We start from the raw sequence: 22,675 nt of genomic DNA on the forward strand, positions 1-22,675 counted from the left end.
CCCGCCCGGAGGCGGCCCCAGCGCGAGACCGTCCCGGATGCTATTCGTTGTCGCCGGCAGTTAACTGCGTTGCGGAGAGTACGCCGTCGGCAGCGGTTGCGGCTGCGGCGTCGGGCCAGACCCAGTCGGTAAAGGCCGGGTGATCGAAGCCCTCGTCGCGCGCGAACTCAAAGGCCTCGGTGCGGAAGGCCTCCCACTCATCAATCTGCTCGGCAAACTTATCGGCGTCGACCATGCGCAGCACGTCGGCGGCCAGGGCCCAGCGGTCCATGTTGTTCAGGCGCAGCATGTCAAACGGCGTGGTCGTGGAGCCCTTCTCCTCGTAGCCGTGAACGCGGAAGGCATCGTGACCGGGACGGTTCCAGATCAGGCGGCGAATCGTGCCGGCATAAGCGTGGAATGCGAAGAGCACGGGCTTCTCGCCGCGGCCAAACAACTCAGCCCAGCGCTCATCGCTGATAGCTTGGTCGTTCTCGCAGACGTTCTGGATCTTGAGCAGATCGACCACGTTGACAAACCAGACCTTGATGCCCAGCCCGCGCAGCATATCGGTTGCGGCCAGTGCCTCGAGCGTCGGCACGTCACCGCAAGTAGCGACCACGACGTCGGCCTCGGCGAGCGAGTCGGCAGTCGATGCCCACTCCCAGGTCGCTACGCCCTCGGCGAGCTCAGACTTGGCCTCGTCGACCGTCTGGAAGGTGGGGGCGGGCTGCTTGCCACAGAAGATGGCATTGACGCAGTCGGTGGACTGGTAGACGCGCTCGGCCACAGCAAGGGCCATATTGGCATCGGCCGGATAATAAGCATTCACGACATGCGTGTCGTTGGCCTTGTTGAGCAGCAGGTCGATAAAGCCGGGGTCCTGGTGCGAAAAGCCGTTGTGGTCCTGGCGCCAGACATGGCTCGACAGCAAAATGTTGAGGCCGCTGATAGGAGCGCGCCACGGAATCTCGCGCTTGGTTGCTTCGAGCCATTTGCAGTGCTGGTTGACCATGGAATCGACCACGTGGACAAAGCTCTCGTAGGAGCTCCACACACCGGAGCGGCCGGTGAGCACGTAGGCCTCGAGGAAGCCCTCGCACTGGTGCTCGGACAGCTGCTCGACAACCTTACCGGAACCGGCCAGCAGCTCGTCGTTGGCATCGTCCTCGTAGAAACCGGCATCCCACTGCTTCTTGGTCACCTTATAGGCAGCCTGCAGGCGGTTGGACGCGGTCTCGTCGGGACCGAAGATGCGGAAATCATCCATGTTCTTGGCCAAAACATCGGCAGTGTACTCACCAAAGACGCGGGCGGCCTCGGTGGAGCCCCAGCCGTGGCCCTTACTTGCGACGGGGATCTCGTGAGCGTGAATATCGGGAAGCTCGAGCTCGCGGCGTACCTTGCCGCCGTTCGCGTTGGGATTGGCGCCGATACGCAGCTCGCCGGTCGGCATAAAGGCCGTCACCTCGGGGCGCACCTGGCCTTCGGGCGTAAAGAGCTCCTCGGGCTTGTAGGAGCGCAGCCACTCGCGCAGCACGCGGAAGTGCTCGTGGGTGTCCTTGGCACTCGCGAGCGGCACCTGATGGGCGCGCCAGGAGTCCTCGGTCTTCTTGCCATCAATCTGCTTGGGGCAGGTCCAGCCCTTGGGCGTACGGAACACGATCATGGGATAGGCCGGACGGACCACGGTCTCGCCCGCAGTGGCCTGAGCCATAGCGGTGGCCTTGATGTCGCAGATCTCATCGAAGACCTGCTCGAACAGGGCGGCGAAACGCGCATGAATGCTCGCGTGGCTCTCGTCGTCAAAGCCGGCGACAAAGAAATGCGGCTTATAGCCCATGCCCTCAAAGAACTTGGCGAGCTCCTCGTCGGACACGCGGGCAAGAATGGTGGGGTTGGCGATCTTGTAGCCGTTGAGGTGCAGGATCGGCAGGACGATACCATCGGTTGCCGGGTTCACGAGCTTATTAGACTGCCAAGAGGTCGCGAGCGGACCGGTCTCGGACTCGCCGTCGCCCACCACAGCCACGGCCAGCAGGCTCGGGTTATCCATGACGGCACCGTAGGCGTGGCTGAGCGTGTAGCCGAGCTCGCCGCCCTCGTGGATGGAGCCAGGCGTCTCGGGCGCAAAATGGCTCGGAATACCGCCGGGGTAGGAAAACTGGCGGAAGAACTTCTGCAGGCCGGCCTCGTCATTGGTAATGTCGGGGCGAATCTCGCGGTAGGTACCATCGAGCAACGACTGGGCGGTGCCAGCGGGACCACCGTGACCCGGGCCCATCAAGAAGATCGCGTTCTGGTTGTGATCGGCGATGAGGCGGTTGACATGACCGAACAGGAAGTTGATGCCGGGCGTGGTGCCCCAGTGACCGACCAGGCGGTGCTTAACGTCCGGGCGACCAAAGTCGCGCACCTCGCCGGTTTTCTCATCGACAAAGTCGGGGCGCATGAGCGGGTTAGAGCGAAGGTAGATCTGACCGACGGACAGATAATTCGATGCACGCCAATACAGGTCGACGCCCTCGAGCTCGGAAGCCGGCACCTCGTGGCCCAGCTTTTGCCACGGCGTCCCCAGTGTTTTAGCCATTGTTTATGTCCCTCCGCTGTGCGGTCGCCCTCCAATACGGCAACCATTCGTTGGGACTAGTATATTTGCTAAAACGTTTTATCATGGTGAAAAAACGTTTTATCACCCTTATCAATCACATCGATCAACAAAACGCGACATTCAACTGCAGCATTGTCTGCCACAGGTGCTCCACATTCGGTCTCTGCAAATTGATAAACGTGTTTAGTTATGTTTAGTAAGCTCGAGCACGCTGCCCTTAACGATAAGCGCCGGCTCCAGGACGACCTCTTCGGCACGCCTACCGCCCCTACCGGCAAGACGCTTGGACATGCAGCCAAAAGCATGTTCAGCGAGGACACCAGGATCCTGCTCAATGGCGGTCAGCGCCGGCTCAAAGAGAACGTCGGCCGCCGAGTTGTCATAGCTCACCACCGAAATATCGCCCGGGATGCTCTTCCCCATCTCGTGCAAACGCTTGAGCAGACCGAGGGCAATGTTGTCCGAGCTCGCGAATACGGCAGTGGCGTCGGTTGCGAGCACCGCCTCCGAGGCCTCGTAGGCGCTCGGAATGTAGTACTCGCTCTCAAACTCCAAACGCGCGTCGATAGGCAGGCCAACCTCGCGCAGCGCGCGCTCATAGCCGGCAAGTCGCTTGCGACCCGTATTGGAACGACGTGCATTAACCAAGCAGGCAATGCGGCGGTGGCCCTGCTCGATCAGATAGCGGGTAGCCATATAGCCACCCATCTCGTGGTCGAACATCACCTTGTCGCACTCGAGCCCCTCAATGGCGCGGTCGACCATCACGGCAGGGATGGGTAGATGGCTGACCTCTTCGCGCAGGGCACGGTCGTCCGAGAACTCGTCGCCTACCACCAGGAAGACACCATCGACGCCGCGCGTCACCAGCTGGCGCAGCAGTTCCAAGTCATCGTCGGCGCTTCCGCCCGAGCTGGTAATAAAGAGCGCATAGCCGTCCTCGCGGCAGCGCTTTTCCAAGCTACCGGCAAGTGAGGCAAAAAATCGGCTCTCGATGTTGGGGACGATAAGACCCAGGGTGCGTGACTCGCGCATGACCAGGCTGCGCGCAATCTGGTTGGGAACATAGTGGTTGCGCGCCGCGACCTCCTTGATGAGCTTGCGGTTTTCTTCCGAGATGCGACAAGGCCGATTGTTGAGAACAAGCGAGACCGACGAGGGGGAAAGCCCCACCTCCTGGGCGATCTGCTTGAGGGTGACTTTGTTGGCCATCTCGCTCCTTCCGGGTTTACGCGCAATCTCTTGAAAGTATAGCGACTGCCCCTCTACCTCGATGATAAACACTTTACCAATCCGGTAGACGGCTGTTTTATCGCCGCCAGCGCACCAAATACGTCCAGGTGGGGTATATTGCAGTCGATTGATGACAACGACCACCAAAAGGCGGATATTCGGATGCACGAGAACGACTTTTTTAACGAGGACCTGCTGTGCGCGCTCGCTGGCGTTGCCGGCGAGGACAACGTGTTGATGAGCGAGCCCATGCGCGAGCACACCACGTTTAAGATTGGCGGCCCGGCCGACGTCTTTGTCACGCCCGACACCGAGCAGGGCCTCGTCGCCACGCTCGATACCTGCTATCGCTGCGATCTGCCACTCACCATCGTGGGCAACGGCTCCGACCTACTCGTCGGCGACAAGGGCATACGCGGCGTCGTCGTAGCGCTAGGCGAGGGCCTCTCCGACATTACCGTCGACGGCACGCACGTTACGGCAGCAGCCGGTGCGCTGCTTTCGGATGTTGCGGCCGCGGCAGCCGAGGCCGGTCTCACCGGCATGGAGCCCATCTCGGGCATCCCCGGATCGGTCGGCGGCGCCTGCTACATGAACGCCGGCGCCTACGGTGCCTGCATGGCCGACGTGCTGGAGTCTGTACGCGTCTACAAGCCCGCCCGCATGCTCGACGACGGCACCCGCGGTAGCGGCAACATCATCGAGTTCGATGTCGACGAGCTCAATCTGGGCTATCGCAAGAGCCGCATCGCCAACGACGGCTTCATCGTGCTTTCGGCCACCTTCAATCTCGCCCCGGGCAACGCCGCGATGATCAAGGCCGACATGGACGACTACCGCCAACGCCGCGAGGACAAGCAGCCGCTCGACATGCCGAGCGCCGGCTCCACTTTCAAGCGCCCCGAGGGCCACTTTGCCGGTAAGCTCATCATGGACGCCGGCCTGCGCGGCCATGCCGTCGGCGGCGCCCAGGTGAGCGAAAAACACTGCGGCTTCATCGTCAACGCCGACCACGCCACCGCCGCCGACGTCGACGAACTCATCCGCCACATCCAAGCAACCGTCAAAGACCAATTCGGCGTAGACCTAGAACCCGAAGTCCACCGAGTAGGCGAATTTTTATAAAAAGAAGGCCCCAAAAGGGGCCTTCACCATATTTATTCAGATAACCCAGTCCGGTGTGTCGTGCTCAGGACCCGTGAGGGCCGGGACAGTCCGAGAGGCATAAGGTTGATCGCGAGTTCCGCACGCAAAGAAGGCCACTTAATGTGGCCTTCGTCTTGCGCAGGACTGCCCGAGCAGGCAACCTTATGCCTCTCGGACTGTCCCGGACCCAGCCGCAGCTACGACAGCGCAATACCGCCGAGCCAGCCCCAGCGCACGCCAGAGCCAGTGCCGTAAAAGCTAATGAACGAGTCAAGCGACCTCGACGTGATGGCGCCTTCGTTGCTCATAACGATGCCGCCGCCAACATAGATGCCCACGTGTCCGTACAGCAGGCCCGGCATACCGGTGCCACTGTGCGACGAGTCGGCCACGATCATGCCCACCTGCAGCGCCGAACGATCGGAGCTGTAGCACCAGGCGTTAAACATGTCGCACGCGTTGCCGCCAAAGTAGCCCACGCCGGCGTTGCGGAAGACGTTGGTGACCCAGGCGGCGCACCAGTTTAGGCCAGGCGAAGGCGTGGAGTAGCATGCGTTGACGACAGCCTGCTGCTTGCCCGAGCCGGCATTCTGTTGCGGATTTCCGGGCGCATACGATCCGCCACCCGAGTTTGAACCACCCGAGTAGGAATTGTTCTTGTTTGCGGCAGCCGCAGCAGCGGCAGCCTTCTTGGCAGCCTCTTCAGCCTGGGCGGCAGCGAGAATCTCGGAATCGCGCTGAGCCATGAGCTCCTTGACATCGTCGGAGAGGCCGTTCAGAACCGTCTGGACCTCCTGCTGCTTGGCCTGCATGTCCTGCATCTGGGCAGTCTGCTGGTCCTTGAGCTTCTCCAAGTCGGCTTTTTGCGACTCGAGCTCGGACTTCTGCGTATCGAGCTCTTTCTGGATGGTCTGGATATCCTCGATGGCGTCGCGGTCGCTCTTGTTGATCTTCTCAACATAGTGCGCATTGGCGACGAGCTCCTCAAACGAGCCCGAGGCGAGCAGCAGCGACAGGATGTTGGTGCCGCCCGACTTATAGTTGGCGGAAACGCGATCGGAAAGATCGCCGCGCTTCTTTTTGATCTCGGCCTTCTTTTCGTCAATCTGCGCCTGCGTGCTGTCAATCTGGCCCTGTACGCTCTCGATATCGTTGAGGGTCTGGGCGTTCTTGTTGGCCAGCGCCGCGTATTCATTTGCGATGCTGTCGAGCTGGGCCTGGACCTCGTCAAGCTGAGCCTGGGCCGCATTGAGCTTGTCGGTGGTTTCCTTGGTGGCCTCCGCAGCATGGGCGCGAGCGGGCAGACCAAAAAGAACGGCTGCAGAAGCGGCGCCGAACAAGGCCTTGAGGGCAGTGCGACGCGAAAGCTCCTGGGAAAGGATGGAATCGCTGTTTGGTGACATATCTACTCCGTTACATGTTTATTTATATGTCGCTCAACTCATACATATTAGCGTACATCGCGCTCGTCCCAACGATTTCCACGAACGGCAGGAAACCCCATGGTCGGCGGCTCGTATGCAAACGTCAAAGTCAAGGTTATGCCCACGCCAAACATTTCCATGAGTACGTTAGCATGTTCGTCTGCTTTTCCTGCCCTGCACGTTTTGGGTGCCCCTGCCTGCGCTATACTCCCTCAGGAAGTGTTCCTGATTCGATAGGAGACTACATGTCCAAAGCACTCGACCCCAAAGACACCTGCGTCCTCGTAACCGGTGGCGCCGGCTTTATCGGCTCGCACACCGTCGTTCAGCTGCTCGAGGGTGGCTACCAGGTCGTCATCGTCGACGACCTCTCCAACTCCAGCGCCGTCGCCGTCGACCGTGTCAAGACCATCGTGGGCGACAAGGCCGCCAAGAACCTCACCTTCTACGAGGCCAACGTGCTCGACCGCGATGCCATGAACAAGATCTTCGATACCCATCAGATCGACCGCGTCATCCACTTCGCCGGCTTTAAGGCCGTCGGCGAGTCGGTGAGCAAGCCCGTCGAATACTATCACAACAACATCGAGAACACCCTGGTGCTCGTCGACGTTATGCGCAACCATGGCTGCAAGTCCATCATCTTCTCGAGCTCCTCGACCGTCTACGGCGATCCGGATAACCCGCCCGTCACCGAGGAAGACCCCAAGAAGCCCGCGACCAACCCCTATGGCTGGACCAAGTGGATGATTGAGCAGATCCTTATGGACGTTCACACCGCCGATCCCGAGTGGGACGTTGTGCTGCTCCGCTACTTCAACCCCATCGGCGCACATCCGTCGGGCCTAATCGGCGAGGACCCCAAGGGCATCCCCAACAACCTGGTGCCTTATGTCGCGCAGGTTGCCGTGGGCAAGCTCGAGGCCGTTCAGGTCTTTGGCAACGACTACCCCACCCCCGACGGCACCGGTGTGCGCGACTACATCCACGTGTGTGACCTGGCATCGGGCCATGTGGCCGCCCTCAACTGGATGAACGGCAAGACCGGCGTCGAGATCTTTAACCTAGGCACCGGCACCGGCACCTCGGTGCTCGAGGTCGTCGCCGCCTTCTCCAAGGCCTGTGGCAAAGAGCTGCCCTACGTGATTCGCGAGCGCCGCGCCGGCGACATCGCCGCCAACTGGTGCGACGCTTCCAAGGCCGAGCGCATGATGGGCTGGAAGGCCCAGTACGACATCGCGGACATGTGCCGCGATAGCTGGAACTGGCAGAGCCACAACCCCAACGGCTTCGCCGACGCCGAGTAGCAAAAACCTACACACCGTTCTTGCCCCGATCTCACGATGTGAGACCGGGGCTTTTTCATGGCATGTAACCATTCGCCGAAAATCGACCAACTTTTTTATCTTGCCTATACATGTTTAAACAACATGTATACAATAGGTGTATCGAATCAGAACATCGGAGGCGGACTGCACACCCATCGGCAGGCCGACCCCACAACAAGAAGGTTGGTGAGCGCATTCATGGAGCGTGCAAGCGGCGTCCTCATGCCCGTCTCATCTCTGCCCGGACCGTACGGAATCGGCGGCTTTGGCTGGAATGCCTACGACTTCGTCGATTTTCTCGCCTCGTGCAAACAACATTACTGGCAAATCCTGCCCCTTACGACGACCAGCTATGGCGATTCGCCCTATCAGTCGTTCTCGGCCCGCGCAGGCAACCCCAACTTGATCGACTTTGCCGAGCTTATCGAAGCCGGCTATCTGGAGCAGCGTGACATCGACGGCGTCTTCCTTGGTTCCGACCCCAGCAACGTCGACTACGGTGCCATCTTTGTTGGCCGCCGTCAGATTCTCGATCGAGCCGCTGAGCGCTTTGCTGCCGACAAGCCGGCCGATTTCGACGACTTTATCCAGGCAAACGAGGACTGGCTCATTCCCTACTGCGAGTTTATGACCGTGAAGGAGGAGTGCGGACTCAAAGCCTTTTGGGAGTGGCCCGAGGAGCTCCGCCGCCGCGGCGAGGCATCCAGCAAGGTCTGCGCCACCCATCCCGAGCGCATGCTCTACCACCAGATGACGCAGTATTTCTTCGATCGCCAGTGGAGCCGCCTCAAGGCCTATGCCAACGAGCACGACATCCTGATCATCGGCGACCTGCCCATCTACGTCTCGCGCGACTCCGTCGAGATGTGGGCCACGCCCGAGCTCTTTAAGATTGACGCCGCCGGCAATCCCGTCAGCGTCGCGGGCACGCCGCCTGATCAGTTCTCGGCCACCGGCCAGTACTGGGGCAACCCCATCTATGACTGGGATGCTATGGAAGCAGACGGCTTCTCCTGGTGGGAAGACCGCGTCCGTGCTGCCCTCGACATGTACGACATCATCCGTCTGGACCACTTCCGCGGCTTTGAAGCCTTTTGGGAGGTGCCGTTCTCCTCTCCCGATTCGTCATATGGTTCATGGACGCAGGGACCCGGCCTCAAGCTCTTCAAGGTGCTCAAGGAAAAGCTCGGCACGCTTCCCATCATTGCCGAAGACCTGGGCTTTCTTACCCCCGGCGTCATCGACATGCGCGACACCACGGGCTTCCCCGGCATGAAGATTCTGCAATTCGCTTTTGAAGGCACCAACTCGTACTACCTGCCGCACAACTACATTGCCAACACCGTCGCCTACGTCGGAACGCATGACAACGAAACGGCACGCGGCTGGTATGAGGGAACGGCCACCCCGCGTCAGCGCGAGCAGGCGGCCCTGTATACTCACCAGCAGGCAGGCGAGTCCATGGCCGACGCGCTCAACCGCACCATCGCCGCCAGCGTGAGCGATACCTGCATCTACACCATGCAGGACCTGCTCAATCTGGGCAACGAGGCGCGCATTAACACCCCCGCCACCCTGGGCGGTAACTGGACGTGGCGCATGCTTGATGGCGCCATCACCCGCGAACTCGAGCGCAAGCTCACCGACTGGACCGAGACCTACTTCCGCATCCCGTCGGAAGCCGAAATCGAGCTTCCCCAATAGGAGCCACCGCGCCCGACCCCACCCCACCGTGTGGACGCGACCGCTTTTCCCGCGCGAGGCCATCCCAATCCCTCGCGCGGGCTTCTTTTGAATTTCTGACATGTAGTCGACTCACCACAGGAGGAAACATGCCCCGTATAAGCCTCGCAGAACTCGCCGAGCAGTCCTTTGGCACCTCGCTCGAGCAGCTCGATGACCGTCGTATTTATAAGCTGCTGGTCAAGCTCGTGCAGGAGCGCTCTGCCGCCTGTCCGCTCAACAACGGCAAGAAAAAGCTCTACTACATCTCTGCCGAGTTTTTGATCGGCAAGCTGCTCATCAACAATATGATCGACCTCGGCATCTATGACGAGGTTAAGGGCCAGCTCGTCGCCGCCGGCCACGACCTCAACAAGATCGAGGAGTTCGAGGTCGAGCCTTCGCTCGGCAACGGCGGCCTGGGCCGCCTGGCCGCATGCTTCCTGGATTCCATTGCCACGCTGGGCCTTACCGGCGACGGCGTGGGCCTCAACTACCATTACGGCCTGTTCCGCCAGCGCTTTGCCGACAACCAGCAGAAGGCCGTCCCTGACGAGTGGCTCGGCGAGCAGGACATCCTGATCGATGACGACCGCTCCTACACCGTCGAGTTCGGTGATTTTGCCGTCACCTCCAAGCTCGTCAACATCGATGTGCCCGGTTATGGCCAGCCCACCAAGAACCGCCTGCGCCTGTTTGACCTGGCAAGTGTCGACGAGGGCCTGGTCCCCGGCAGCTCCATCGACTTCGACAAGACCAAGATCGCCAAGAACCTCACCCTGTTCCTCTATCCGGATGATTCCGATGAGCAGGGCCGCCTGCTTCGCATCTACCAGGAGTACTTCATGGTGAGCAATGCCGCCCAGCTCCTGATCGACGAGGCCGTAGAGCGCGGCAGCAACCTGCACGATCTGGCCGACTACGCCGTGGTCCAGATTAACGATACGCACCCCACCATGGTCATTCCCGAGCTCATCCGCCTACTCACCACCGAGCACGACATCGAGTTTGACGAAGCCGTTACCATCGTGCGATCCATGGTCGCCTACACCAACCACACGATCCTTGCCGAGGCGCTCGAGAAATGGCCGCTCGCCAGCCTGCAGAAGGTCTCCCCCGCCATCGCCGACATCATCGTCAAACTCGATGAGATTGCCAAGGCCGAGCATGGCGACCCGCGCGTCGCCATCATCGACGAGTACGACACCGTACACATGGCCCACATGGACATCCACTTTGGCTTCTCCATCAATGGCGTCGCCGCCCTCCACACCAAGATCCTGGAGGACACCGAGCTTCGCCCGTTCTACGAGATCTATCCCGAAAAGTTCTCCAACAAGACCAACGGCATCACCTTCCGCCGCTGGATCCAGGGAGCCAACCCCGCACTTGCCAGCCTGCTCGACGATGTGATTGGCACCGATTGGCGCAGCACCGGCGACCTGAGCAAGCTCGCCGAATTCGCCGACGACAAGGACGTTCTTGAGCGCCTGGCCGCCACCAAGGTCAAGGCCAAGGCCATCATGCGCCAGTTCATGGCGCTCGAACAGGGCGTGACCATTCCCTCCAACGCGATCATCGATGTTCAGGTCAAGCGTATCCACGAGTACAAGCGCCAGCAGATGCTCGCGCTCTACATCATCTGGAAGTACCTCGACATCAAGAACGGCAATAGACCTAAGCACCCCGTCACCATCATCTTTGGCGGCAAGGCGGCACCTGCCTACACTATCGCCCAGGACATCATCCATCTGATCCTGACGTTGTCGCAGTGGATCGCAAACGATCCCGACGTGGCTCCCTACCTGCAAGTCGTCATGATCGAGAACTATAACGTCACCGCTGCCGAGCGCGTGATTCCCGCCGCCGACATCTCCGAGCAGATCAGCCTGGCCTCCAAGGAGGCGAGCGGCACCTCCAACATGAAGTTCATGCTCAACGGTGCTTTGACCCTGTGCACGCTCGACGGCGCCAATGTCGAGATCGCCGAACTCGTGGGCGACGAGAACATCTACACCTTTGGCGCCTCGTCCAAACAGGTCGAGCAGCTCTACGCCGACGGCAGCTATAACGCCGGCGCGCTCTACCGCAAGCCCGGTATTAAGCTGCTGGTGGACTTTATCACCAACCCCGCTTTTATGGCGACCGGCAACGCGGAGCGCCTGCAGCGTCTGCACGACGACATCAAGGGCAAGGACTGGTTTATGTCCCTGCTCGACATTGAGGAGTACATCCAGACTAAGGAGCGCGTGCTGGCAGACTACGAGGACCAGGACGCTTGGATGCGCAAGGCGCTGATCAACATCGCCAACGCCGGCTCTTTCTCGTCCGACCGCACGATCTCCCAGTACAACGACGAGATTTGGCACCTGAGCTAATTTCGCTTCCATTACCCATCCTTTTGAAAGCGGAGTCGCGGCAACGCGGCTCCGCTTTTTGTGCCCAGGCGATGCTCCTGTGAGCCGCCTCGACTAAATCATCTCAATCTGTAACACCTACTCGGCAAAAACGGTCCCACCTGTTACAGATCAAGACAAACCTGTCTTTTCCCCAGGGTTCATCTCAATCTGTAACATCTAACGTCCGAAATCCGCCCTTACTGTTACAAATCGAGACAAATGGATAAGCCGGCTAAACAATCTCGTTCTGTAACATGTAGCTGCCGAAATCAGCCTCTCGTGTTACGGATTGAGATGAAAGGACAGTCGACTCAACTCAATCTCGATCTGTAACATCTAACGTCCGAAATCGGCCCTACCTGTTACAGATCGAGACAAACGACCGGCCAGACAGCCCCAGCACAAAGAAAGGCTCCCCTCTCGCTCAGCGGACGAGAGGGGAGCCTTATATGTGACTGCGGCAAAAGGATGGCAAAACCGCAGTCACCCAAAAGGAGGGCCTGATTGAATCGGGTCTAGATAAGGTTCTTGCCAGAGACCTTATCGAAAAGGTGGGTCGCATTCTTCTCGAACTTGAACCAGATGGGGTCGCCGGCCTTGAGCGAACCCCTGGCCTCGAGGTCGACGACAGGGATGATCAGGACAAACTGGCCGTCGGGAGACGTCACATGAACGTGCTCGGTCGAACCCATGAGTTCGGTGACCTCGATGGTGCCCCGAAGCGCACCCTCCTCGCCCTTGTCGGCAAGCAGAATCTGCTCGGGACGAACGCCGGCCGTGATCTCCTTCATGTCCTCGCCGTCCCAGTTAAGCGCAAGCTGAGCGCAGGTCTCGGGGGCCAGTGCGACATTCATGTCGTCGGTCTTGACGGTAAAGCCCTCGCCCGAGCGCACCAGCTGGGCATCGAAGAAGTTCATCTGCGGCACGCCGATGAAGCCGGCGACAAAGATGTTCGCGGGATGGTTGAAGACCTCCTGCGGCGTGGCGATCTGCTGAACAACGCCGTCCTTCATGACCACGATGCGGTCGCCGAGGGTCATAGCCTCGGTCTGATCGTGGGTAACATAGATGAATGTGCCTTTGATCTCGTGGCGAAGTTTAATGAGCTCGGCACGCATCTGGTTACGAAGCTTGGCGTCCAGGTTGGACAGCGGCTCGTCCATCAGGAATACCTTGGGGTCACGCACGATGGCGCGGCCGATGGCGACGCGCTGACGCTGGCCGCCCGAAAGCGCCTTAGGCTTACGGTCGAGGTACTCGGTGATACCCAAAATCTCGGCAGCGGAGCGAACCTTGCGGTCAATCTCGTCTTTGGGGACCTTCTTGAGCTCAAGCGTAAACGCCATGTTCTCGTACACCGTCATATTAGGGTACAGAGCATAGCTCTGGAACACCATGGCAATGTCACGGTCCTTGGGTGCCACGTCGTTGACGCGCTTGCCGTCGATGAGCACGTCGCCCGAGGTAATGTCCTCCAGGCCGGCAACCATGCGCATCGTCGTGGACTTACCGCAGCCAGAGGGACCAACGAGGACGATAAACTCCTGGTCGTGAACAGTGAGGTTGAAGTCCTCTACAGCGAGCACGCCATCCTCGGTAACCTTGAGGTTGTGCTTCTTCTCCTCGGTCTTCTTCTTTTTGCCAAAGAAGCCCTTCTTTTTGGACTCGTTGTTGGGATACACCTTCTGAACATGTTTGAGAACGATCTCGGCCATGTCTCTACCTTTCGATACGCGGCGCCACGCTGAGGGGCGCCGCAGAAACTTGCAAAACAGTTACGGCATCAGCCCTTGACGGCACCTGCCACCACGCCGTCGATGATGTACTTCTGGCAGAGGATGTACATGAGGACGATGGGGACAACGACCATCATGATGCAGGCCATCATGGGGCCGAGCTCGACGTGACCGTAGCCGCCGCGGAAGTACTGGATCAAGATAGGAATGGTCTTGTACTTGGTGGAGTCGAGGGTGAGGTAGGGCAGCAGATAGTCGTTCCAGACCCACATGGTCTCGAGAATGCCGACCGAAAGATAGGTGGGCTTCATGATGGGAAGGACGATCTTAAAGAACACCTGGACCGGGTTGCAGCCGTCGATCATGGCCGCCTCCTCGATCTCGAGCGGGATGTTCTTTACAAAGCCGGCGAACATAAAGACCGCTAGGCCCGCGCCAAATCCAAGGTAAATAAAGCAGATGTTGAACGGCGTGTTGAAGCCGATGCGGTCCGCCAAATTGGACAGCGTGAACATGAGCATCTGGAACGGTACGACCATCGAGAACACGAACAGGTAATAGAAGAAGTTCGAAATCTTGCTGTTGACGCGCACCACATACCAAGCGCACATGGAGCAACACACCAAGATCAGCACGACCGACGTGACCGTGATGATGAGCGAGTACATAAACGCCGAGGCAAAGCCCTGCTCGTTAAGGGCGTGCACGTAGTTTGCAAGGCCGTTGAACGTCTCGGGCGTGAGCAGATCGAATGCCGTGGTGGTGCTGATTGCGGTCCCTTTCTTAAAGGAATTGAGCGCAATCATGAACACGGGGTAAATCCATGCGAGCGACAGGATCGTAAAGAAAATCGAGAGCGCACGGTTGATAGCCTTATCGCGTTTCATTACTGCTGCACCTCCTTGGACCTCGTGGCCTTAAGCTGGATCATGGAAATAGCGACGACCAGGATGCAGAAGATAACCGCCTTGGCCTGACCGATGCCCTGCCATGCGATGCCAGCACGCGAATAGAACGTGTTGTAGATGTTCAGGGCGAGCATCTCGGTGGAGTGCGCCGGGGCGCCACCGGTAAGGGCGAGGTTCTGGTCGAACAGTTTAAAGCCGTTGGTGATGGACAGGAACAGGCAGATGGTGATCGTCGGCATCAGGTTGGGGATCTTAACCTTCCAAAACGTCTGCCATGCCGTAGCGCCGTCGACCTTGGCGGCCTCGATGTAGTCGGACGGAATGGACTGCAGACCGGCGATGTAGATGATCATCATGTAGCCGACCTGCTGCCACAGGGTCAGGATGATAAGGCCCCAGAAGCCAGCAGCAGAGTTAAGGGCGATAAGGTCGGCACCGATGTTGGAGAGCAGGCAGTTGATCAGAATCTGCCAAATGTAGCCCAGCACGATGCCGCCGATCAGGTTAGGCATGAAGAAGATCGTACGGAAGATGTTGGTGCCCTTGAGCGCCTTGCGGGTGAGCGCCTGCGCGATGGCGAGGGCGATCACGTTGATGAGCACCGTCGACAGGAAGGCAAACGCCACCGTAAAGAAGAACGACGTGGCAAACTGCGGATCGGACAGTGCGCGCACGTAGTTCTCGATACCGACGAAGTGCGTGTTGTTGATGGTAATAAACTGGCAGAACGAGAGATAGAAACCCTGGATAAAGGGGATCACGAACCCGATCATAAACGCCAGGCACGTGGGCAGCATAAAGAGCGGCCACCAGCGCTTGAGTGCTTTGCCCATAGAAGGGTCCTTTCAATATGCAGGGGGCGGGCAAACCGACGTCTGCCCGCCCCTGTCGCTAATCAGATAGCTTGGGCAGCAACTGCTTACTCGGAAGCAGCCTTCTCGGTCTTCCAGCCATCGACGAAGGCGTTCTTGACGCCGTCCCACTTGGTGTTATCGGCAGCATAGGCAATCAGAGCCTGCTTGAGGTTCTTCTTCCACTCCTCAGAGGGGATGTAAACGAAGTCCCAAGCGACGGTCTTCTTGCCGTCCTTAGCCATGGCAACAGCCTGCTGCGAGAAGACGTTGGTGGTGTCCTTGGCGCTCTTGAACGGGGCAGTCAGACCCATCTTGTCAGCGATGATGCTGGTGGCAGTGTCAGAAGTGACGCACCAATACATGAAGTCCTCGGTAGCCTTCTGGGCATCCTCGGAAGCCTGGGAGCTCACGCACCAGTAGTTCTCGCCGCCGGAGCACAGGCCCTGGTTCTCCTCGCCGTCGACACCGATGTAGATGGGCATCATGCCAATCTGATCGTCGGTCATGCCGGCCTTGATGAGGTCGGCGTAGGCCCAAGAGCCGTTCTGATAGAAGACGGCCTTGCCGGTTGCGAACTCGTTGGTGGCGTCGTCGCCGGTCTTGGAGGCAAGCTGCGAAGGATCGCAGGTGGAGTCGGTGATGTACAAGTCGAAGATCTGCTTAAAGTTGTCGAGATACTCGCCCTTAATCTCGTCATCCTCCTGGTTGTGCTCCTTCTCGAACTCGTAGTAGAGCGGGAGGTTGGCGAGGTGGGTGGTGTAGCGCCAGCTGGAGGAGTCATCCATGCCGGCGGAAGTAAAGGCGCCCTCAACACCAAGCTCGTCCTTGCGGGCCTGAATGTCATCGGCGCAAGCCTTCAGCTTGTCGAAGGAGTTGATGTCCTCGGCCTTGTAGCCAGCCTTCTCGAGCAGCTCCTTGTTGTAGATGATGCCGTAGCTCTCCTGGACCCAGTCGATACCCAGATCCTTGCCATCGGACTGCAGAGCCAGGGAGTCGTCAATGAGCTCACCGCGGACCTTGGTATCGGACAGGTCGGCGCAGTAATCCTTCCAGTTCTTAAGACCGGTGGGGCCGTTGACCTGGAACAGGGTCGGAGCGGAGCTCTTGGACATCTCGGACTTGAGCTTCTCCTCGTAGGTGTTGGAGGCGGCGGTCACGATCTTGACCTCGACGCCCTTCTCCTCCTTGTACGCCTTAGCGATCTCCTTCCACTCCTTGTCGACCTCGGGCTTGAATTGGAGAAAGTAGACCTCGGCAGCGTCACCAGAAGCAGAGGAGCCGGAGCCGGCGGAGCCACCGCAGCCCACGAGACCCAGGCCAAAGACCGTGGCCGCGGAGCCAGCGAAGCCCAGGAACTGCCTTCTGCTCATTTCGTTCTTCATTACAATCCACCCTTTCACACCGTGGCGGCACCCTTTGCCGTCGCCTTCGGAGATTGGTTCGGGGACTTTGCCCCTTTTTCTGATTTGTACAATACGCTATTTGGCTAGTTGTTTGAACAAGTATTGTTAGAGCGGTAGAAAAACTTCGGTGAACGGTTTTTAATACATTCGTACTTGACAAATATTGTCTAAACAATTAGAGCGCCCCGTGCGGCCGATATCCCATCGACCGCACGGGGCGCTTCATATCGAAACGCAAGCTTATGCGTCTGTTACCTATCGCTTGGAATTGATGCGGTAATGGAAGATCTCGGGGTGTGTGCGAGCATGCGTCACCTCGAACAAGATGCCATCCGAGGTGTACGACTGACTCTCCATGACGGCAACGCAGTTGTATTTGCCGAGGTCAAGATAGCTGCAGTCTTCATCGTTGGCGAGCTCGACACTCACCGTACGGCGACTCGCCATCACTTTGATGCCGCGCTTGTGCTCCAGATAGTCGTAGATGGATTCTGCCGCGATCTCAGGGGTCAGACCCTTGGCGATCGACTCCAAAAAGTAGCCATGGTCCACTTGGCGCGCGCTGCCGTTGAGGCTTCGGACACGCACTACGCGAATCAGCTCCTCGCCCACCTTAAAGCCCAGGCGACGAGAGAGCTGCTCGGTGCAGACCAGATGTTCAAAGGACTTAACGTCCGTCGATGCAACGGCATTGTTGCGCTTTGCAAATTCGCCAAACGACTCGACTTCCTCGAGCGCGCCCAGCATGTCGGTTTCGCCCTTGAGCCAAATAACGCGTACGCCCTTGCCGTGTATGGGCTGCACAAACATCTCGTCGGCCAGCATGCTCAAGGCGCGGCGGACGGTATTGCGCGTGCAGTCGAACTCTGCGGTCAGCTCGGCTTCGGTTGGCAGCATCTCCTGAAACGCATAGGTCCCGTTAATGATGCGCGAGCGGATCTCGCGGTAGATTCCTTCGTAAATCGCTTTTGGCATGGCTTCACCTCTAATGAATATGTATGGCTAGGCACGATAGCATTTCTTGGGGTTGTTTAAACCGTCTATCGGCAAAGCACGGATTATTTACCGTCGACGGTTCCCCCGGCACCCAAATCGGACCGAATCAAAACCGTCAATGCGGCAAGCAGCCAGTCCTCTACAATGAGTTCATTGTTTAAACGTTCTTGCTCGCACAGCATGTTGCATCCGGAAGGCATATTATGCTGCAGAAAATCCAACGCTTTGGCGGGGCAATGTTCGCGCCCGCCATGCTGTTTTCCATATCGGGCCTTATGGTCGGCGTCTCCGCCCTCGCAACGTCTGCGGACATCGTCGGCGACCTCGCCGTATACGGAACCCCTTGGTATGTTTTTTGGGCTATCATCCAGCGCGGCTCGTGGACGGTCTTTAAACGCCTCCCACTGCTTTTTGCCGTAGCGCTGCCCATCGGCCTTGCCCAAAAGCAACCGGCGCGCTGCTGCTTCGAGGCACTCGTGGCCTATTTTGCCTATTGCTTCTTTTTAAGCGAGATCATTAAGCTGAGCGGCGACAACCTTGGACTTAAGTACCCGTCGTCTTTGACCTCCGCCAGCGGCATCACCGTCATCGACGGCATCAAGACGCTCGACACCGGCATTATCGGCCCGCTGGCGGTATCGGCCACCGTCGTCGCCATCCATGACCGCTTCTACGATGCCAAGGTTCCCGATTGGCTCGGTACTTTCTCGGGCTCCTCGTTGGTCTACCTCATTAGCTTTTTTGCCGTATTCGCCCTTGCCGCTATCTCGGCCGCCATCGTGCCCATCGTATACGCAATGACCGAAACACTGCGCCATGCACTTACGGGCGTCGGTCCCTTCGGCGTGGGCGCCTTTGTGTTTTTAGAGCGAGCACTCGAGCCCGTGGGGCTGCATCACCTGCTCTACATGCCAATCTACTACGACAATTTGGTTATTACCGATGGCATCTACGCCACGTGGACCAACTTGCTTCCCATCCTCTCGCATAGCACGCGCCCCCTCAACGAGCTAGCGCCCTGGGCTGGTTTCACCGCCACCGGTTGGGTCAAGCTCTTTGGTCTTCCCGCCATCGCCGGAGCGTTCTACACCACGGCCAAGCCCGAACGCCGCGCCAGCCTCAAGACCATCCTTCTGCCCGCCATCGTCGCCTCGATGGTCTGCGGCGTCACCGAGCCGCTCGAGTTTCTCTTTATGTTCACCTATCCCGGACTCTTTTTGCTCTACGCCGTCCTATCCTCCTGCCTTGCCATGGCCATGAACTTCTTTGGCGTCGTCGGCATCTTCTCGGGTGGCCTTATGGAGATGGCTGCCTTCAACTTTATCCCGCTCATGCGGACGCATGCCGGCTCCTACCTTTTGGCACTCGGAATCGGACTCGTCTTTAGCGTCATCTTCTTTCTGAGCTTTCGAGGTCTTATCCTGGCCTTTGACCTTAAAACCCCGGGACGCGAGGACTACATTGCCAGCAACACGGCGCTCTCGCGCCTGACGGGAAACGACGTTGACGAAAAGCGCTTATCCGAAGCCGGCGCTTCCGACTGCCAGGCATCACAAGATCGTCTGCTCGCCGAGCAGGTTGTGGCGCTTCTGGGCGGCGTCTCCAACATTGTGGGCGCAACCAACTGCGCCACGCGGCTGCGCGTCGAAGTCGCGGACCCTTCTATCGTCGCGGACAACGCAACCTTTGTCGCAGCGGGCGCCAAAGGCCTCATCGTCACCGGCAAGACCGCCCAGGTAATCATCGGCGTCTCGGTCCCCCGCGTCAAAGAGCACTTTGATCAGATTATGGGACTCGAACCGGGTTTTGCATTTGCCACCCCGCTTTCTCATGCCGCCGATGACGCCAAAAAGCATGGCAATATCTGCTTCTTCGACATCGACGGTACGCTTGCCTGGCAAGATCCCAAACTTGCCCAAGAGCTCCCCGAGGGTGAGCGAGACCTTTCCCCCTATCCCAACGAAACGGTTGCACAGGCAATTCGCACGTTTGTCGCCAACGGCAACAAAGCCTTTATCTGCACGGGGCGCACCCTCAGCTGCATCCATCCCAAGCTGCTCGAGCTGCCGTGGGCGGGCATCGTATGTCTCGCGGGCGGCTACGCCGAACTCGAGGGGCGCATCGTACGAAATGCGGCCATAAACCCCGGTCTGCTACAGCGCCTCGCCCCCTATCTCGAACAATCGGGTGAGGTCATTCGCTTTGAGGGCATCGATCGCGTCGTGCGCATGAGCGCAGATGCCCCCGAGACGTACGGATACGCGCGCACCGTGGGCGACGCCGTCACGCAACTCAAGCACTACAACGCTTATAAAATTCTTATGTCCACACCGCTCGCCAACCGCATCGCCCAAGATGAAGAGCTTGGGCCTCTGCTCTGCCTCAACGAGCTCGAACTCGAGGTCACGGAAATCTCGCCTCGCGAGTGCACCAAACGGGCCGGAATCAAGGCCGTGCTTGACGCCCTGGGGCCAGATCACGGCACTGTGTACGGCATCGGCGACGCAAGCAACGACATCGCCCTCATGGAGGCGGTCGATGTTGGCGTCGCCATGGGCAACGCGCCGGACTTCCTCAAGGAAAAGGCCGACTACGTCACCGACAGCTTCGACCACGACGGCGTCGTCACCGCGCTCGAGCACTTTGGACTTATCTAGCCGCGCCTCTTGCCGCATTTGCGACAACATGGCTCAATCGTCCTCAACCGCCGCGCTCGATGCCCTAATGTGGCAATATGTTGTCTGCATAACGCAACGATGCAACCTAAGAAAGAATGCGAGAACCCGTGTCCAGTCCGTTTACCATCTTTTTAGCCCAGCATTTTGACCAGATTAACGACTATCTGGCCACGTTCTTTGACGGACAGGCGACCTCTGCCGATATCGAGCGCTACCTGTACGCGCCGCTCTCGGCATTTACGGCCAATGCCGGCAAGCGCCACCGCCCGCTCATCTGCATGCTCGCCGCCACCGCAGTAGGCGGCAGCTTTGAGAGCGCCCGAAGCGCGGCGGCGGCCATCGAGCACTTTCAGTCGGGAGCGCTTATCCATGACGACATCGCCGACAACGGCCAGCTGCGCCGCGGCAAGCCCTGTATGCACCTTACCGAGGGTACGGGACTTGCCATCAACTGCGGCGACCTAGCGCTCACCATGGTTACCAAGACGGTTCTCGACGACCCCACGCTCGAGGCAGACGTGAAGCTCCGCGTGCTCCACGAGCTCACCGAGATGATCGTTCGCACCATCGAGGGTCAGGCGCTCGACCTGGGCTGGGTCCGCGATGGGCGCTTTGACATCTCGGTCGACGATTATCTGGACATGGCGACGCACAAGACCGCGTACTACAGCGGAGCCACGCCACTTGCCGCCGGAGCCATTATCGGTGGCGGCAGCGAAGACCAGATTGAGGCGCTGCGCGCCTTTGGCCTGCACACGGGCCTTGCCTTTCAGATCCAAGATGATCTGCTCAACCTTATTGGCACCAAGGAGGCCGCCAACAAGGACTTCCGCACCGATATCACAGAGGGCAAGCGCACGCTCGTCGCCGTGCATGCCCTGTCAGACGAGCGTTATCACGACGAAGTCGAGGCAATCCTTTCCTCGGGCACCGAAGACCCCGTGCAACTCGCACGCGCCGTGGAGATCTTCCAGCAGACCGGCTCTGTCGATTTCGCCCACACTTACGCACTCAACCTGACTGCCAAGGCCAAGGCCGCTATCGAAGGTGTCGAGCTCGACCCGCATGCACGCGAGCTGTTCGACTCCATGGCAGATTTCTTTGTGGAGCGCCTTAACTAGCGGGGGTTATAAAACCTGTCAGCAGCGCATTTGGGTACAACTTGCTACACTGTTGAGTGCATGTTTATGCAACCCTTTGCGTTGTCTATCCGACACACGCTTAAATAGTACGAATGGTACGCCGAAAGGGGTTCGTTCATGGAACCTATCACAACGGGCATGCAGGGAGCAGCCGTCGAGGACGTCCAGTCCCGCCTTCTGCAGCTCGGCTATACAATCGATGACGCCGAGGTCGCCGACAAGCGCTTTGGCACCACCACCGAGCAGGCTGTTGGCACCTTTAGGCTCGACAGCGGCCTTGCCGCTGGCTACGCCGTCGATATCCCCTGTTGGAGCGCCCTGGTAGACGCCTCGTATAAGCTGGGCGACCGCACGCTTTATCTGCGCATGCCCAATTTCCATGGTGCCGACGTTCGGGCCCTGCAGAGGGCACTCAACGTTTTGGGTTTTGCCTGCGGTGAGGACGACGGCTACTTTGGCCCGCACACCGAGGCGGCCTTGCAGCAGTTCCAAGAAAATGTCGGCCTGTTTGCCGACGGCATGGCATTCCAGGATACCTACGCCTATATCAACCGTCTGCATCACGTGTGGGAGGGCAAACCCTCGGTTACCGAGGCCGAGTCGCGCATCGGCTTTGCCCGCGCCGCCAACGTGCTCGAGCGCTTCCAGATTGCCGTTATCGGTGAGGACCCCATCGCACGCAGCGTTGCATCGCGCATGTGGAACATCGCCACGGCGACGACCGACAACAGCGGCATGATGCTTTGCGATTCCGAGGTTCCGACCGACGTGGACCTGGTACTCGAAATCGCAAGCGATGAGCTGCCCGCAGATGCAGCCCCGCGCGCCACGATCGCCCTTGCCGAATGTCACAACCTGGCGCAGCGCATCCGCACTGCCAATATCGCCGCGCAACAAAAGCCCGCGCGCATCCGCATTGAGCTCACGGGCATGACGCGCTACAACGGAACCTTCACCGCAAGCGACGCCCAGACACTCGCCGTACGCCTGCTCGATGGCGTTTGCGATGCCCTCGCAGATTAGGTAAACTAGACGAGCTGCTTTTGGGCAGCACCACACATTGGGACGTAGTTCAACGGTAGAACTCCGGTTTTTGGTGCCGGCTGTTGGGGGTTC

The 22,675-nt window shown here is 59.1% G+C and carries 15 protein-coding genes; 7 read left to right on the forward strand and 8 right to left on the reverse strand.

What is annotated here, in order from left to right:
• Positions 1 to 40: 40 nt before the first annotated feature.
• The gene (locus ACQRAJ_RS08325) at positions 41 to 2,569 is read right to left on the reverse strand and encodes a phosphoketolase family protein (RefSeq protein WP_427748332.1); all 2,529 of its coding nucleotides are present in this window, start codon (positions 2,567 to 2,569) and stop codon (positions 41 to 43) included.
• Between the two features lie 204 nt (positions 2,570 to 2,773).
• On the reverse strand, positions 2,774 to 3,802 hold the full coding sequence (locus ACQRAJ_RS08330; RefSeq protein WP_118388843.1) for a LacI family DNA-binding transcriptional regulator: 1,029 nt from the start codon (positions 3,800 to 3,802) through the stop codon (positions 2,774 to 2,776).
• 183 nt (positions 3,803 to 3,985) lie between these two features.
• Between ACQRAJ_RS08330 and murB the strand changes: the two genes are divergently transcribed.
• Positions 3,986 to 4,948 carry a UDP-N-acetylmuramate dehydrogenase gene (murB, locus tag ACQRAJ_RS08335; protein ID WP_427748333.1) on the forward strand — a complete coding sequence of 321 codons (963 nt, stop codon included), beginning with the start codon at positions 3,986 to 3,988 and terminating at the stop codon, positions 4,946 to 4,948.
• A gap of 218 nt (positions 4,949 to 5,166) precedes the next feature.
• Here the strand turns inward: murB and ACQRAJ_RS08340 are convergent, their stop codons facing one another.
• Positions 5,167 to 6,372 (reverse strand): PcsB-like coiled-coil domain-containing protein, encoded by a 1,206-nt coding sequence (locus tag ACQRAJ_RS08340; RefSeq protein WP_427748334.1) that lies wholly within the window; start codon positions 6,370 to 6,372, stop codon positions 5,167 to 5,169.
• Positions 6,373 to 6,638: 266 nt separating this feature from the next.
• Here ACQRAJ_RS08340 and galE point away from each other — a divergent pair, with 266 nt between their 5' ends.
• From galE to ACQRAJ_RS08355, 3 genes are all read left to right on the forward strand, one after another.
• On the forward strand, positions 6,639 to 7,700 hold the full coding sequence (gene galE / locus ACQRAJ_RS08345) for a UDP-glucose 4-epimerase GalE (protein WP_427728932.1): 1,062 nt from the start codon (positions 6,639 to 6,641) through the stop codon (positions 7,698 to 7,700).
• 207 nt (positions 7,701 to 7,907) lie between these two features.
• Positions 7,908 to 9,425 (forward strand): 4-alpha-glucanotransferase, encoded by a 1,518-nt coding sequence (gene malQ / locus ACQRAJ_RS08350; RefSeq protein WP_427748335.1) that lies wholly within the window; start codon positions 7,908 to 7,910, stop codon positions 9,423 to 9,425.
• A 128-nt stretch (positions 9,426 to 9,553) separates the two neighbouring features.
• Positions 9,554 to 11,821, forward strand: coding sequence for a glycogen/starch/alpha-glucan phosphorylase (locus tag ACQRAJ_RS08355; RefSeq protein ID WP_427748336.1), 2,268 nt, complete (start codon positions 9,554 to 9,556; stop codon positions 11,819 to 11,821).
• 536 nt (positions 11,822 to 12,357) lie between these two features.
• On the opposite strand, the gene ACQRAJ_RS08360 is transcribed toward ACQRAJ_RS08355, so the two are convergent.
• From ACQRAJ_RS08360 to ACQRAJ_RS08380, 5 genes are all read right to left on the reverse strand, one after another.
• On the reverse strand, positions 12,358 to 13,557 hold the full coding sequence (locus ACQRAJ_RS08360; protein ID WP_427748337.1) for an ABC transporter ATP-binding protein: 1,200 nt from the start codon (positions 13,555 to 13,557) through the stop codon (positions 12,358 to 12,360).
• A 68-nt stretch (positions 13,558 to 13,625) separates the two neighbouring features.
• Positions 13,626 to 14,465, reverse strand: coding sequence for a carbohydrate ABC transporter permease (locus tag ACQRAJ_RS08365; RefSeq protein ID WP_154515140.1), 840 nt, complete (start codon positions 14,463 to 14,465; stop codon positions 13,626 to 13,628).
• Entirely contained in the window at positions 14,465 to 15,319 is an 855-nt protein-coding gene (locus ACQRAJ_RS08370) for a carbohydrate ABC transporter permease (RefSeq protein WP_152073297.1), read from the reverse strand. Before ACQRAJ_RS08370 ends, ACQRAJ_RS08365 begins: the two co-directional genes overlap by 1 nt.
• Before the next feature lie 86 nt (positions 15,320 to 15,405).
• Entirely contained in the window at positions 15,406 to 16,722 is a 1,317-nt protein-coding gene (locus ACQRAJ_RS08375; RefSeq protein ID WP_427719730.1) for an ABC transporter substrate-binding protein, read from the reverse strand.
• 276 nt (positions 16,723 to 16,998) lie between these two features.
• Complete coding sequence (locus ACQRAJ_RS08380) at positions 16,999 to 17,718, reverse strand: GntR family transcriptional regulator (protein WP_427719731.1); 720 nt, start codon at positions 17,716 to 17,718, stop codon at positions 16,999 to 17,001.
• Between the two features lie 224 nt (positions 17,719 to 17,942).
• On the opposite strand from ACQRAJ_RS08380, the gene ACQRAJ_RS08385 reads away from it, so the two are divergent.
• The 3 genes from ACQRAJ_RS08385 to ACQRAJ_RS08395 all read left to right on the forward strand — a co-directional run bounded on the left by ACQRAJ_RS08385 (position 17,943) and on the right by ACQRAJ_RS08395 (position 22,582).
• Positions 17,943 to 20,396 carry a PTS transporter subunit EIIC gene (locus tag ACQRAJ_RS08385; RefSeq protein WP_427748338.1) on the forward strand — a complete coding sequence of 818 codons (2,454 nt, stop codon included), beginning with the start codon at positions 17,943 to 17,945 and terminating at the stop codon, positions 20,394 to 20,396.
• A 128-nt stretch (positions 20,397 to 20,524) separates the two neighbouring features.
• The gene (locus ACQRAJ_RS08390) at positions 20,525 to 21,538 is read left to right on the forward strand and encodes a polyprenyl synthetase family protein (RefSeq protein WP_427748339.1); all 1,014 of its coding nucleotides are present in this window, start codon (positions 20,525 to 20,527) and stop codon (positions 21,536 to 21,538) included.
• 138 nt (positions 21,539 to 21,676) lie between these two features.
• Positions 21,677 to 22,582 carry a peptidoglycan-binding domain-containing protein gene (locus ACQRAJ_RS08395; RefSeq protein WP_195838517.1) on the forward strand — a complete coding sequence of 302 codons (906 nt, stop codon included), beginning with the start codon at positions 21,677 to 21,679 and terminating at the stop codon, positions 22,580 to 22,582.
• Positions 22,583 to 22,675 lie beyond the last annotated feature (93 nt).

Source organism: Collinsella sp. SGI.184 (assembly GCF_050313415.1).
Taxonomy (GTDB): domain Bacteria; phylum Actinomycetota; class Coriobacteriia; order Coriobacteriales; family Coriobacteriaceae; genus Collinsella.